This window comes from Microcoleus sp. PH2017_24_DOB_U_A, from assembly GCF_020738205.1.
Classification (GTDB): Bacteria; Cyanobacteriota; Cyanobacteriia; order Cyanobacteriales; family Microcoleaceae; genus Microcoleus.
On sequence record NZ_JAEQCT010000161.1, the window covers coordinates 1 to 13,086 of the forward strand.

General features: G+C 47.1%; 14 protein-coding genes and 1 pseudogene. 7 read left to right on the forward strand and 8 right to left on the reverse strand.

Going from position 1 to position 13,086, the window contains the following annotated elements; all coding sequences use genetic code 11:
• Window positions 1-276 precede the first annotated feature (276 nt).
• From JGK07_RS31405 to JGK07_RS31435, 7 genes are all read left to right on the forward strand, one after another.
• Entirely contained in the window at window positions 277-2,952 is a 2,676-nt protein-coding gene (locus tag JGK07_RS31405; protein WP_293187084.1) for a glucosidase, read from the forward strand.
• A complete protein-coding gene (locus tag JGK07_RS31410) occupies window positions 2,939-3,766 on the forward strand; it encodes an aquaporin (protein WP_293193885.1) in 828 nt (275 codons plus the stop codon). The genes JGK07_RS31405 and JGK07_RS31410 overlap by 14 nt, the downstream gene beginning before the upstream one ends.
• Window positions 3,767-3,927: 161 nt before the next feature.
• On the forward strand, window positions 3,928-4,458 hold the full coding sequence (locus tag JGK07_RS31415) for a GMC family oxidoreductase N-terminal domain-containing protein (protein WP_293243494.1): 531 nt from the start codon (window positions 3,928-3,930) through the stop codon (window positions 4,456-4,458).
• Window positions 4,452-4,634, forward strand: coding sequence for a hypothetical protein (locus tag JGK07_RS31420; RefSeq protein WP_293187087.1), 183 nt, complete (start codon window positions 4,452-4,454; stop codon window positions 4,632-4,634). Before JGK07_RS31415 ends, JGK07_RS31420 begins: the two co-directional genes overlap by 7 nt.
• A gap of 44 nt (window positions 4,635-4,678) precedes the next feature.
• Window positions 4,679-5,131 carry an ester cyclase gene (locus JGK07_RS31425; protein ID WP_293226455.1) on the forward strand — a complete coding sequence of 151 codons (453 nt, stop codon included), beginning with the start codon at window positions 4,679-4,681 and terminating at the stop codon, window positions 5,129-5,131.
• 66 nt (window positions 5,132-5,197) lie between these two features.
• Window positions 5,198-5,947: an SDR family oxidoreductase gene (locus JGK07_RS31430; RefSeq protein ID WP_293220946.1), complete on the forward strand. Its 750-nt coding sequence runs from the start codon at window positions 5,198-5,200 to the stop codon at window positions 5,945-5,947.
• Between the two features lie 39 nt (window positions 5,948-5,986).
• A complete protein-coding gene (locus JGK07_RS31435) occupies window positions 5,987-6,589 on the forward strand; it encodes a GAF domain-containing protein (RefSeq protein ID WP_293187226.1) in 603 nt (200 codons plus the stop codon).
• Window positions 6,590-6,678: 89 nt separating this feature from the next.
• On the opposite strand, the pseudogene JGK07_RS31440 reads toward JGK07_RS31435, so the two are convergent.
• The 8 genes and pseudogenes from JGK07_RS31440 to JGK07_RS31475 form a co-directional block, all read right to left on the reverse strand.
• Window positions 6,679-7,329, reverse strand: a pseudogene (locus JGK07_RS31440) (NADPH-dependent F420 reductase); the annotation flags it as partial.
• A 23-nt stretch (window positions 7,330-7,352) separates the two neighbouring features.
• Window positions 7,353-7,817 (reverse strand): DUF6640 family protein, encoded by a 465-nt coding sequence (locus JGK07_RS31445; protein WP_293226457.1) that lies wholly within the window; start codon window positions 7,815-7,817, stop codon window positions 7,353-7,355.
• A gap of 332 nt (window positions 7,818-8,149) precedes the next feature.
• Complete coding sequence (locus JGK07_RS31450; RefSeq protein ID WP_293192176.1) at window positions 8,150-8,791, reverse strand: isochorismatase family protein; 642 nt, start codon at window positions 8,789-8,791, stop codon at window positions 8,150-8,152.
• Window positions 8,792-8,959: 168 nt separating this feature from the next.
• Complete coding sequence (locus tag JGK07_RS31455) at window positions 8,960-9,403, reverse strand: DUF6640 family protein (RefSeq protein ID WP_293187073.1); 444 nt, start codon at window positions 9,401-9,403, stop codon at window positions 8,960-8,962.
• A 191-nt stretch (window positions 9,404-9,594) separates the two neighbouring features.
• Window positions 9,595-10,497 carry an AraC family transcriptional regulator gene (locus tag JGK07_RS31460; protein WP_293187074.1) on the reverse strand — a complete coding sequence of 301 codons (903 nt, stop codon included), beginning with the start codon at window positions 10,495-10,497 and terminating at the stop codon, window positions 9,595-9,597.
• A gap of 64 nt (window positions 10,498-10,561) precedes the next feature.
• The gene (locus tag JGK07_RS31465) at window positions 10,562-11,032 is read right to left on the reverse strand and encodes an SRPBCC family protein (RefSeq protein WP_293287788.1); all 471 of its coding nucleotides are present in this window, start codon (window positions 11,030-11,032) and stop codon (window positions 10,562-10,564) included.
• Window positions 11,033-11,305: 273 nt separating this feature from the next.
• Window positions 11,306-11,866: an antibiotic biosynthesis monooxygenase gene (locus JGK07_RS31470; protein WP_293226460.1), complete on the reverse strand. Its 561-nt coding sequence runs from the start codon at window positions 11,864-11,866 to the stop codon at window positions 11,306-11,308.
• A gap of 15 nt (window positions 11,867-11,881) precedes the next feature.
• A complete protein-coding gene (locus JGK07_RS31475) occupies window positions 11,882-12,799 on the reverse strand; it encodes an SMP-30/gluconolactonase/LRE family protein (RefSeq protein WP_293187078.1) in 918 nt (305 codons plus the stop codon).
• Window positions 12,800-13,086: the final 287 nt, after the last annotated feature.

Here is a 13,086-nt window from a genome sequence, read left to right on the forward strand (position 1 = left end):
GTGAGTGCCGACACTACCAGGATGAAGCAGGAAGTAAACGAAGCTCAAAGTCCAATATTGTCCAATCTTGAGTAACTTTGGGTAGGATTTATGTAACGGTTCTCAGGTTTACTGACCGACGACTGGAAAAAACAACCATAGTTGGTGCTCAGGCAAAGCCGCCGGTCTGACAAAGATGTGCTTTCTCATCTAGTTCTCAGGCTGCTTTTATTAAAAACACGCAGAATTCTGTTAGCAAACTCTTTAGATCGTTATTCACCGTACCGGAGAAGTTTGATGATTCCAGAGAAACTTCGATTGCAGCAAGACCAAGACCGGATCGCCTACTGGAAACGCTGGGGACCCTATGTAAGTGAGCGACAATGGGGCACGGTGCGGGAGGATTACAGCCCCGATGGCTCGGCTTGGGATTATTTTCCTCACGACCAGGCCCGATCGCGCGTCTACCGTTGGGGTGAAGATGGCATTGCCGGAATTTCTGACACAAGACAACGCTTATGTTTTGCGATCGCCCTGTGGAATGGTCACGATCCCATTCTCAAGGAGCGCATTTTTGGCTTAACAGGCAATGAAGGCAATCATGGCGAAGATGTCAAGGAATATTATTTTTATCTCGACAGCACCCCGACCCATTCCTACATGAAATGCCTGTATAAGTACCCACAGCAGGCATTTCCCTATGCTCAATTAGTCGCAGAAAATCAACGCCGCGGCAAACTAGAACCCGAGTTTGAATTGCTGGATACTGGTATTTTTGATGGCGATCGCTACTTCGATGTCTTTGTAGAATATGCCAAAGCCACAGCGGAAGATATTCTGATTCAAATCACGATCGCCAATCGCGGCAGTGAAGCTAGCACCTTACAGTTATTACCCACGCTATGGTTTCGCAATCTCTGGGACTGGAATCCGGACATCACACCGCCCTTGATCAAAGTCGTGCATTCTGATCCAACGTTCAGTCAACTCGAAGCCCAGCATCCCACCCTGGCAACGCATTGGCTTTACTGTGAGGGTGATGCAGAATTACTATTTACGAATAACGAAACCAATTATCAGCGATTGTTTGGCACAGCGAATCGATCGCCCTATGTGAAAGATGGCATTAATAACTATGTGGTGAATGGTGATGCTCAAGCGATTAATCCCGATCGGGTCGGCACAAAATTTGCCGCCCGTTATTCGCTGACCTTGGCACCAGGAGCCACCAAAACCGTGCGCCTGCGGTTGAGCGATCGGTCCCAATTGTCCGCCCCGTTTAGCGCTGAGTTTGAGCAGATTTTTCAGACCCGGAAACAGGAAGCCGATCAGTTCTATCAAGAGGTTTCGCCCTTTCCCCAATCGGACGATGAACGCAATATTCAACGCCAAGCGTTTGCCGGACTGCTCTGGAGCAAACAATATTATCAATACAGCGTGAATGACTGGCTGAAAGGCGATCCGGGACAACCCGCGCCGCCTACCGATCGCAAAGCCGGACGCAATCACGAATGGGGCACACTGTTCAGTGAAGATATTCTCTCCATGCCCGACAAGTGGGAGTATCCCTGGTTTGCCGCGTGGGATTTAGGATTTCATTTGATTCCGTTAGCGATGATCGATCCGGCGTTTGCCAAGTTGCAACTCGATCGCCTCACCCGTGAATGGTATATGCATCCCAATGGCCAACTCCCGGCCTATGAATGGAAATTTAGCGATGTGAATCCTCCGGTGCAGGCGTGGGCGGCATTGCAGGTCTATCAAATTGAGCAAAAATCCACTGGGAAGGGCGATCGCGCCTTTCTGCAACGGGTCTTTCACAAGTTGCTGCTCAACTTTACTTGGTGGGTGAACCGCAAAGATATGGCGGGCAACAATGTGTTTCAGGGTGGCTTTTTGGGGTTGGATAACATTGGCATTTTCGATCGCAGTGCCGAATTGCCCACGGGCGGCTACCTCAACCAAGCCGATGGCACCAGTTGGATGGGCATGTATTGCCTGAATATGCTGGCGATCGCCCTCGAATTAGCCAAAGCCGACGACAGCTACGAAGACATTGCCAGTAAGTTTTTTGAGCATTTTCTCTACATTGCCGACGCGATCGATGGCATTGGCGAAAGCAATATTGCGCTGTGGGATGAGGTCGATGGCTTCTATTACGATGCGCTACATTTACCCGATGGGCAACAGTTACCGTTGAAGGTGCGATCGCTGGTGGGCTTAATTCCGCTCTATGCTGTCATCGTGCTGGAACTCGAAACCCTGGAAAAATTTCCGGGTTTCAAACGGCGGATGCAGTGGTTTATTCGCAATCGCCCTGACCTCAAAGAGAATGTCGCCTGTATGGAAACACCGGGAATGGGAGCGCGACGGTTGTTGGCGATCGCCTATCGCAGCAAACTGCAACGGATTCTGCAACGCATGTTGGATGAAGCGGAATTCTTCAGTCCGTTCGGGATTCGAGCCATCTCCAAGTATCACCAGGATCATCCCTATTGCTTGCAATTAGGGGGGAATGATTATTTCGTCCGGTATGAACCGGCTGAATCCAGCACCGGCTTATTTGGCGGTAACTCCAACTGGCGCGGCCCCGTGTGGTTTCCGGTGAATTATTTGATTATTGAAGCCTTAGAGCGCTTTCACAGCTATCTGGGCGACAGTTTTAAAGTCGAGTGTCCGACGGGATCGGGGCAGGAAATGACCTTGGGAGAAGTGGCGATCGCTCTGTCTCACCGCTTAGTGGCCTTGTTTGAGCGCGAGGCATCGGGTCGCCGTCCGGTGTATGGTGGCATTGAGAAATTCCAAACCGATCCCCATTGGCGCGATTACATCTTGTTCCACGAATATTTCCACGGCGATAATGGCGCGGGAATTGGCGCGAGTCACCAAACCGGTTGGACAGGCTTGGTCGCTGCCCTGATTCACCAAAATGCGGCCCACCGCGCCCAGGAGGGACAGCATGACCACCCTTAAAGCAACCTTTCGCAATCACCTACCAGAATACCTGATGGAAGCGGCCTTACTGGGATTATTTTTGATCGCAGCCGGTGGGTTTTCGATTCTGTTTGAATATCCTCAATCGCCGGTACATCAGGCCATTGCCAATGGTGATCTACGGCGGTTTTTAGTGGGAATTGTGATGGGGTTGACGGCGATCGCCCTGATCCATTCACCTTGGGGTCAACAATCGGGCGCGCACATGAATCCAGCGGTGACGTTGACCTTCTATCGACTGGGCAAAGTTAAGTTGCTGGATGCGTTGTTCTATGTGTTGTTTCAATGTCTAGGCGGATTAGCCGGTATTTATTTAGTCGCATTCGCGTTGGGTCAAGTATTTATCCAACCTCCGATTAATTATATTGTCACGGTTCCCGGTGCGCTGGGTTGGCTCGGAGCCGTGATGGGTGAATGGTTGGTGGCCTTTGTGATGATGATGATGGTGTTATTCACGAGTAATCACCAAAAACTGCATCGCTACACTGGCCTGTTATCGGGATTTCTCGTCATGCTTTACATTACCTTTGAAGCGCCATTATCGGGCTTTAGCATGAATCCGGCGCGAAGTCTGGCGTCGGCTTTACCGGCCAATGTTTGGACGGACTTCTGGCTGTATGTAATCGTGCCCCCGATCGGAATGTTATCAGCGGCGGGTTTGTATACTGAGTTGTTTGGCGATCGCGCTGTCAAGTGCGCCAAGCTCCACCACGATAATCCCAAACGTTGTATTTTTCGCTGCAACTATGACCGAGATGGCCGGGTGGATTTGAGCGATCGATTACTAAAATGATTCGTTGATAGTTTGGATGTTAAATCATGCCTACATTGAAAACCTGGCGTTGCTTAATCAGGGTATGAAAAAAATAAGTTAAAAATCCCCAAGCTTTGTCGATACTGGTTTCTATGACTGGCATATTTAGCCTTTCATACCGTCCGGCGAGGAACCCATTCATGGCTACCAACACTCATTACGATGCAATCATTATCGGCACCGGCGCAGGTGGCGACACGTTGGCCTATCATCTAGCGGCCAGCGGCAAAAAGATTTTGATTCTAGAACGCGGATCCTTCTTGCCGAGAGAAAAGGAAAACTGGAGTGCGTTAGAAGTGTATCAACGGGAACGCTATCACACCCAAGAACAGTGGTTTGACACCAACGGGAAAGCCTTCCGACCGGCCACGGGCTATTGGGTGGGCGGTAACACCAAAGTCTACGGGGCTGCCCTCTTGCGGATGCGAGAGCGCGATTTTGAACAGGTCACGCACCAGGATGGCATTTCGCCAGAATGGGCGGTGAAATATGCCGATTTTGAGCCCTATTACGCCCAAGCCGAGCAGCTTTATGATGTGCATGGGCAGGCAGGCCTTGACCCCACGGAACCAACCCGCAGCCAACCCTATCCCTACGCACCTGTGCGCCATGAACCCCGGATGCAGGAATTGGCCAATGCCTTCACTAAAGAGGTACAAACATTTTGGTAAATGCTTATTCTCCTGGCTGGATGAAAACGGATATGGGTGGCCCTGATGCGCCCTTTACAGCGGATGAAGGAGCTGAAACCGCTGTGTATCTGGCAACTCTTCCAGAGGGCGGCTCACAGGGTAACTTCTTTGCTGAGATGCGGAAGTTTGGGGGCGCGATCGCACTGGATTGGTAATCAATCGAACCGAAGAGACAACACAACTACAGTGAGGAATAACGATGACTCCAACTGAAGAACAAAACTTGGCGATCGCCCGGATCTTTATCGAGCAGTTTTTGGGCAAGGGCAATATGGCGATCGCGGCGGATGTACTACATGAGAATGTGCAGGCAATCACCGGATTAAAGCCAGATGGGCCAATTGACGGACGGGAAGCTTACATACAAATATTTAGTGCCTTTTTCGATGCCTTTCCTCCCATTGCGGGTTCCGAGATGATCGTTGAGGATATGTTTGCCGCAGGCGATCGAGTCGTCGTTCGATTTCGATCTGTGCAAAAACACACCAAAGCATTTTTTGGGATTGCTGCTACCAATCGGGATATCACTTTCATTGAAACTCATGTCATGCGGCTACGAGAGGGCAAGATTGTCGAAAATGTGGTGAGCGCGACTAATTTGGAGTTTGAAATGTTGATGGCTCCTGTTTTAACGCCGTTAATCCTCAAATAGCCAATTTTTCAGGTTCAGTGTTGTGATGAATTTGCTCGAATGCCCTAAATCAAGGAGAAGAAGTCAATGGTCAACAGCGAATCAAATGGCAAAGTTGCATTGGTGACAGGCGCGAACAAAGGGCTTGGGTTTGAAATGAGCCGCCAGCTTGCACAGCAAGGATTGACGGTGATCATTGCAGCCCGCAAACTTGAAGCGGCGGTCGCGGCAGCAACGAAGCTAAAAAATGAAGGATTGAAAGCCGAAGCGATTCTACTTGATATTAATGACAGTATTCAAATTCAATCAGCCGTCCAAGAGATTAAAAATCGGTTCGGTAAGTTGGATGTTCTGATTAATAATGCTGGAGTCATGTTGGATGGTGAATGGGCAATTAGTAATGCAAGTTCTGTATCAGTTGACATGATCCGTAAGACGTTTGACACTAACTTTTTTGCTTTGGTTGAAGTGACTCAAGCCATGTTGCCCTTGATTCTAAAGAGCCAAAGTGGACGGATTGTCAATATGGCAAGTATCGAAGGATCGTTGACCCTTCACGCCGATCCAAGTTCGTTCATTTATGACTCCAAACCCTTTGCTTATGATGCCTCTAAAGCTGCGGTCAATTCTTTTACCGTGCATTTGGCGCACGAGTTACGAAACACACCCGTAAAGGTCAACAGTGCTCATCCCGGTTGGGTCAAAATCGAATTAGGCGGTGACGGCGCAATGATGGATATTACTGAGGGTGCGAAAACAGGTGTGCAGCTAGCAACTCTCTCTGATGATGGAGCAAGTGGGGGCTTTTTCCACCTCGGTCAGCCTGTTCCTTGGTAGTTTCGGAAACCATATTTTGCGCTTAGGAGGAATCAACCGATGTCTGACGTAAAGCCAGAAGCTCATCAAAATGTTTACCTCCAAAATATCGTTACAGGTGCAACGCCAAATCCAGTCATTCAAAACCCAGATGCGATCGACGAGGAATTCATTGAAGCGGCAAATCGAGTTTTGAAGAATGCAGTTGAACTGATCCGAGTTCTGATTGGCGCTCATCAATCTGCGATCGCCATTATTGTGCAAGAAGATTGGAGTTCTATTCGGAAGTTCTTCTCACTCTCAGAGAAGTATGCAGCGTGGGCAAAATACGATACACCTGCAACTGGATATGGCACACACGGGTGGTTATTGCGCCACAATCAACCTGTACGAATGACCCAAGCGGAACTCGAAGCTCACCCTGAGTGGAAAGGTTTTGGTAACGAGGCGGGCAAGCATCCACCGATGCGAGGTTGGCTTGCTGCCCCGATTGTCGGACAAGATGGAATGAACTGGGGATTGCTACAACTATCCGATAAGTACGAAGGGGAGTTCACGGAAGAAGATGAGAAACACTTCATCAGCTTTGCGAAGTTAGTGTCAGAGACATTAGAAACACTGTGGAACGTGCGTAATCTTCGGAAGAACGCACCAGGAAGATAATAACCGTTTTGCAGCAGACAGATCGAGACTCGAACTCAGTATCATTGACCCTCAACCGTCCGCTGCATTTGATTGGTTTATGCTGCTGCTCAACGTTGCAAAGCTTTCAACCCAAGGTTGGGAAATAGCTGACTCGCAACAGCAAACTGCACCCATGCACTTGCTAAGGTTTCTAAAGTGCGTGCTACCAGAAGATTACCTGCATTAACTGGTTTGTAACCGCAGTCTTCAATGAGACTTGCAGCGATTTGTTTTGCTTCAACGTCGTCACCACAGTAAAAAACGCTAGGAAAATCAGCACCGAATTGTCTTGAGTCTGAAGCAATAATTTCAGCAAATGTAGTATTGAATGCCTCAACAACTTTTGCATTTGGTAGAAGTTTCTGAATGGTTTCAGCAACAGAAATTTTTAAGTCAGTCGCTAGACCGATCGTCTGCCCCGTGAAGTCTGGCTGAATTCCACTCACACAAGTAATGACAATTTTTCCATCCAAAGAGCCAGCCGCATGAATGACCTCTTCCAATGCTGGCAGCCAAACAGCTAGTAAGATAATGTCTTGTGCTGCTGCCTCTTGAATCGTTCCAGCTTTCGCAGTCGCCCCTGCCACTGTTGCCAGCTCAAGCAGCTTATTTTGATCTCGTGAGTAAGAAAAGACGACTTCATGTCCTGCCTTTGCCCAAAGTTTACCTAGCCCAGCACCCATGTTGCCAGCACCAATAATGCCAATTTTCATTTCATTTTCCTTTTTTGATGTGCAAACTTTTACTTAGATCGTTCAATTGATTTTTGCTGCCCAGTTAAACAATAACCAACGACTGCGATCGCAATCGTGAGCATTGCTGCCACAACATTTGGATAAATCGAGATACCACCCAATTCAGGCTCACGAACGGTTCCCAGAACCGGATCGTTGAGGAAACCATAGGATGTTCCAGGCCAAAACCCCGCGCCAATTAGCCCAACCCAGAACGCAGATCCGAGAAATGCAGCCAAACCCATTGAAAAGCGATCGCTGGTGGGACGCACTTTTAAAATTGCTAAAGCGGCACTTCCCAACGAGGCAGCCGCAAAGAAAGACATGGCACAGTGGAGTTTGGCGTGAGGCAACCAAGCCGGGTTGTTCATGTGACCGTTTGCTAACAAAACTGCATCAACTCCAATGGGTATCGTCAGGGTGGAAATAGCTGCGGTGATAAGCAACCATCTGGCGAGTTTTGCTCGATGCATACTGATATACCTCAGTTAAATTGTTAGGGAATAAGAAACGAGGCGCAACGAAACTATCGGGTTTGGCTAGAAAAAATACCTTGGTTATGGGATGAAAAGATAGACCTTTCTTGCGGAATATCTAGAATCAGTTAGGTGATTCTTGCGATTGTTCAAATCGATCGCAGCGTTCAGAATTAACTAAAGTTCTGACGCACTAAGACAGCTTCTGACCGAGCATCCTACTCGGTGCGATCGATTCCTATCGATTCTCGACCTTTTTCCAAGTCGATTGCGTATTAGCGGCGGGTCATTGACCGTGTTTCTCGGTTTCGGAGAATCGACCTCTAAAACTACTTCTGCAAGGATTTCCAGGTGTCCGACGTAAGTTGTAGCATAGACCACTCCGGCAGATGCTCGCGATAGATCTCCAGCAGTCCTTGTGCCGTCTTCTCGATCGCCCAGTCCTGTTGAAGTTCACAAGCCACACTGAGCCAGTTGGTTACCTTCACGCCGTATTGAGTCAGGTTGGCGGTTGAGGCTGCCAGCACCTGATTGCTATAGTTCCCCGAAGCGTCCATGACAAGTCGAACATCGTAGCCCTCCGCCGCCAGAGTCTTTGCGGGAATCCCAACACAGAAGTCTGCTGTGATGCCAGCCGCGATCACTTTTTTGCGACCAGTGACTTCGATCGCTTCTCGTATACGTGGATCGTGCATCGAATTGATTTTGGTGCGATAGATGGGCTGTACGTCGGGGAACAGCTCCAGTATTTCCGGTAGGAACGGACCCAGAGGCCCTGCGGGTCCGAACGCGGCAGCGGACATCACGACCGGAATGTTATGCAGTTTAAGCACTTTTGCCAGCGCGATGCAGTTGTTGCGAAGGTGAATTGGGTCAATATCACCGCAAAATAACATTAATCCTGCTTGGTGGTCAATCAGCAGCGCACAGGCATTTTGGTCGTCAAGCATCTCGAACTTTTCATAATTCATGGAGATTCTCCTTCTGTTTGAACGATCTATAAAGTCTGAAACTGAGCTTTGAAGTAGATGATTCTTGCGATTGCTCAAATCGATCGCAGCGTTTTAGAGTTCAGCCTCAGCCAAAGTTTTCCGGCTCTTTGAGAAAACCTTAGTATGTTCCATGAAATTTCACGAAATTCATGAAGATTTTTTCATTCGATTGCTTTCCGTGTAGTAGCAAATTCCCAAAATGATAAAAAATAGAAAATCCATGTGAACTTGTGTAATTGGGAAACCCCCTAATGAAAATGATTGAAGACCACCATATTCTGGGTCAGCGAATGCCGTTCCAGGATAGAGAATTGCTGGTGCCATTGCCATCCAGTAAAGAGCCGCAAATAAGCAAGACATCTTTAAGTTTTCAATGTCAGTAGAAACCTTGCGAAACCATAGAAAATAAAGCGATATAATCCCGCAAATAAGACCCAAAGTCATCGTTTGTCCGTTATGAAATTTGGCGTGTGGCGGCCAAAGTGGATTGAAAACATGAGTTTCATTGAAATCGGCTAAGAAGGGACTCAGGGAACTAATAACGGCTATGAGAGAGATGGCAAATCTACTTAAATTCAACTTTCTGCTCATTTTTGTCTCCTTTAAGCTAACCCGAATCGTTTTAGTTTGGAAGTGAAACGATAAAGTTCATCTTCCGCCGTACCTCAGTACGCAGTCAAGCCTAGCAAAGATTTCTGCTGACTCACGATCGCGTCAGAAAAAATCCGGATTAATCATTGATTCTTGCCCCATTTATTAGAATCTTGCTATGAGGCTGGACATCAAAAGTGTTTGCGATAGTTGCTAGGTGTTGTACCCGTCAAGTTCCGAAATTGGATTGTCAATTGATTTTGATTGGCAAAACCAACCCGATCGGCAATCATCGAAATTGGTAGTGGAGTTTTTTTCAATAAATGTTTTGCTGATTCGATTCTTTGCTCCATTACATATCGATAGGGTGATACACCGATCGATTGCTTAAATAACCGTGAGAAATAATATTGACTCATCTCTAATTCATCGGCGATCGCTGCAATAGTTAGATTTTCAGCTAAATGATCGTGGATATATGCGATCGCTCGTTGCATTTTCCACTTCGGCATCCCTCCCTGGTAGTCGCGCAAGGGTTTGTGCCAATCTGAATAATGCCTCAACAGATGAATTGAAAGTGCGATCTTCAAGGAGTCTACCAATAACTGACTGCCAAATCGAGCCTCTATAAGTTCTGCTGTCAGAGACTTGCCAATGCGATCGATGAATGTATCCTGCATTGCATAATGCGGAATGAGTTCGATCCGCTCCGTTGTAAATGATTCATAGGCAATTTTAGTCAAGCGATCGGGTTCAAGGGATAACACGGAAAAGGAGGCTTCTTGATTCCAACTGCTCCGATGCTGAACCATTGCCGGGACGATCGCAATATTATTTCCGCCGCCAATCTGCTCTTGCTGCCTGCGTCCATCAAACCAACGTTCTGTCTGAACCAAATCCGAACTGAGTCCGACAACCACAATATGTGTAGTGTGAGCGTATTCAGGTGATTCCCAAGCGGGTTGACAATGTTGTTGAACATGAATTTCATTCCAGCCCAAATTTTCGCTCGATCGCAGCGGCAATCGGGGGACAACTTTCATAACATCATCTTTCTGAGTAAAATCGATAGTTAAGGGCTGTTTTTCTGGCATTTTATAAACTCTGGATGTAAGGACTTGGATCGATTCCGAATGCGATCGCTGGTTAGGTCATATTCTACTCAATCAGTGCTTTCGATCGTTGCAGCGCATTATTCATATAGTTGCGCCAGAGTAAATTGGTAATCAACCAAAGGATTGGAACCGCTAAAACAGACCGTGCATTGAATGTATAACGCCACTCGATCGTAGTCTGACCTGATGAGTTGATACTAAACCACCACTCGCCATTCGCAGAAGTTGTAAGAAACCCCAGCACCCCAGTAAAACCGCTAACCGTGTAGCTAAAGTATCGCGGATGCTCATATTTTGTCAGTAGCTCTTGGACGGAGCTATTATCTGATAAATGTACAGTGCGGGTTTGCCCTGCGATGTCCCAATTTCCAACTTGGTTCTTAATCCCCGTGACAGATGGTAGCAGCCCATAACCTTTAAATATAGAAGTGAGGTCAATAGGCACAATATGCTCAAAAGCCGCTGTTTGACTAGCTGTAACGGTAGTCTTAATGGTTGCGGAAAGTAAGATCATGCAATCGTATTGACTTGGATAAGGGGTGTTTGATGTGGCGATCGCCCTGATAAACGATCGCCAACACATTTGTCGTGTCTGTGGTGCTAGATCCAGTGCTAAAGCTCGCTGGATTTCATTATTATCGGTGTGATAATGAGCGTCATCAACAGCTCAAATTCTAATGTTGCCAATCATCCTATCGTAGATAGCCTTGACATTCGATCGACTTTTGGCAATCCGTACAAAGTGGTTTCATCGTGACCTTAGTTCATGAATGAACTTAAGAGTATTCTACTTTGGATAGAGCCACTTAGCAAATAACTTTGTCACCCGTGGCATGATGATGTAGGTCATTAACGAAACCATGAAAGCTGCACCGATCGCACTGCGTAACAAAGTTGGCAATGGAAAAAGCAATTGATTTAAGAAGGGTGGAATGATGTTAATCAATGGAAAAATCACTAGCCAAGTAACGAGTACCATTTTGTAACGGGGCGGTGGCACGATCGCCCCTTGAATTGGCAAGGTAAACCATGTCTCTAACCCCGTCAGCCGTTGATACTCAGAATTAACAGTTAGCCGCTTGATTCGTTCCAAAAGCCGATGACGAATTGGAGAATTTTCCCAACTGGTCAAATTACTCAAATGGTCGAACTTGAAGACGATGCGATATTCTCGGTTGCTGCGATCGCTTGAACGGAAGATATTCACTCCCAAATGTCCTTCAAATGCCGCAGCAGCGACTAATATATCGCTCAAAACTCGATCGAATTCATCCTCACAACCAGGCTTGACTTGTTGCAGAATATCAACAGTTACTGGAGGATCGTCAGATTGATTCAATGGATTCATGCAAAAAACTTCCAACTAGATTAGCGGTAATCCTTCAGCACCAATTTCTAGACGTACAACTTTTGCCGACTCAATTCCTGATGGCAATGGATATGACATACCACCGTTGCTTACCACGTAAATACTGGTGCGATCGCGCCCAGTACGACCGAATGCTAAGGCTGTAGTTCCTGCCATTCCTTGTTCTGCTTCGGCGATCGTGGTTATTTTACCATCTGGTGTAATCTTGACCACACTGTTATAAATGTGTGTAGTGCCGTAGAGATTACCGTTGCGATCGAAGGCAAAGTCGTCAATGTTTACGCGATCGATAAAAATTGTTGGTTCCCCTGGCTCAGCATCTTCGAGAATCGGAATCCGAACAATATGCTGCTTTTGGGTATTCGATACATAAAGCACATTGTTAAAGATTTTGAGTCCATTAGCTCCGGGAATTTCTTGCTCTGCGGAGGTTCGCGCCAACAAAGGATGTTCGAGCCAAATGCGAGTGCTGACTTGGGCTACATCTAATTCCCAAATCGCACCTCGATAGGAATCAGCGATCGCATAGCGACTACCAGTCAAATGCGTGATTCCATTCAGGAAGATTGCATCTGGCATTGTTAGTAAAGTTTCTACTGAACCTTGAGATGAAACTTTAAAGATGGTGGAAATTCCGTCTTGATTCCAACCTGTCAGCAATAGTTCTGTTTCTGACAGAAAAGCTAGACCTGCTGCCTTACCTGAGATCGTGGCATGAGTTACGGGGATTCGATCTTGCCCGATGCGAACGATCTTTCCTTCAAAATGGTTGGTGATAAATAACGTATTGTCAGAGTCGATCGCGATACTTTCTAGAAACGTATTGGCAGGAAATTCCGCGATTTGTTGGCTTGGCACCAACTCAATGGGAGTGCTTTCAAAGATAGGCGGTAATCCAATTGGTGTAGACATTGCGATCGTTCCTTGTAATGTATTTGAGTCAAGCCCATGCGCTCGCGCCCAGATTATTTTCAAACCAAATAGACAGGTAATCTGCCCGTAGTTCCCACTCATGCTTCACTATAATCCCAATAGTCACTTCAGTAAGCAACCGTCATCCGGTGATGAATATACTTGGGCTGCTCCACTTCATCCATGAATGCTGACGGTGTTACGCTGCACAACCCTGGACAAACAGGGCATACGCGATAGCAATACTCTCACTATTGATAGAGAGAGCAAAGGAGCCGTCCCTCAAA

Bases quoted from the DNA above. Each gene is read 5' to 3' on its own strand.
- JGK07_RS31445 (WP_293226457.1), bottom strand. From the start codon at position 7,817: ATGCATCGAGCAAAACTCGCCAGATGGTTGCTTATCACCGCAGCTATT.
- JGK07_RS31425 (WP_293226455.1), top strand. From the start codon at position 4,679: ATGACTCCAACTGAAGAACAAAACTTGGCGATCGCCCGGATCTTTATC.
- JGK07_RS31450 (WP_293192176.1), bottom strand. From the start codon at position 8,791: ATGAATTATGAAAAGTTCGAGATGCTTGACGACCAAAATGCCTGTGCG.
- JGK07_RS31435 (WP_293187226.1), top strand. From the start codon at position 5,987: ATGTCTGACGTAAAGCCAGAAGCTCATCAAAATGTTTACCTCCAAAAT.
- JGK07_RS31470 (WP_293226460.1), bottom strand. From the start codon at position 11,866: ATGAATCCATTGAATCAATCTGACGATCCTCCAGTAACTGTTGATATT.
- JGK07_RS31410 (WP_293193885.1), top strand. From the start codon at position 2,939: ATGACCACCCTTAAAGCAACCTTTCGCAATCACCTACCAGAATACCTG.
- JGK07_RS31455 (WP_293187073.1), bottom strand. From the start codon at position 9,403: ATGAGCAGAAAGTTGAATTTAAGTAGATTTGCCATCTCTCTCATAGCC.
- JGK07_RS31460 (WP_293187074.1), bottom strand. From the start codon at position 10,497: ATGCCAGAAAAACAGCCCTTAACTATCGATTTTACTCAGAAAGATGAT.
- JGK07_RS31465 (WP_293287788.1), bottom strand. From the start codon at position 11,032: ATGATCTTACTTTCCGCAACCATTAAGACTACCGTTACAGCTAGTCAA.
- JGK07_RS31430 (WP_293220946.1), top strand. From the start codon at position 5,198: ATGGTCAACAGCGAATCAAATGGCAAAGTTGCATTGGTGACAGGCGCG.
- JGK07_RS31415 (WP_293243494.1), top strand. From the start codon at position 3,928: ATGGCTACCAACACTCATTACGATGCAATCATTATCGGCACCGGCGCA.
- JGK07_RS31475 (WP_293187078.1), bottom strand. From the start codon at position 12,799: ATGTCTACACCAATTGGATTACCGCCTATCTTTGAAAGCACTCCCATT.
- JGK07_RS31405 (WP_293187084.1), top strand. From the start codon at position 277: ATGATTCCAGAGAAACTTCGATTGCAGCAAGACCAAGACCGGATCGCC.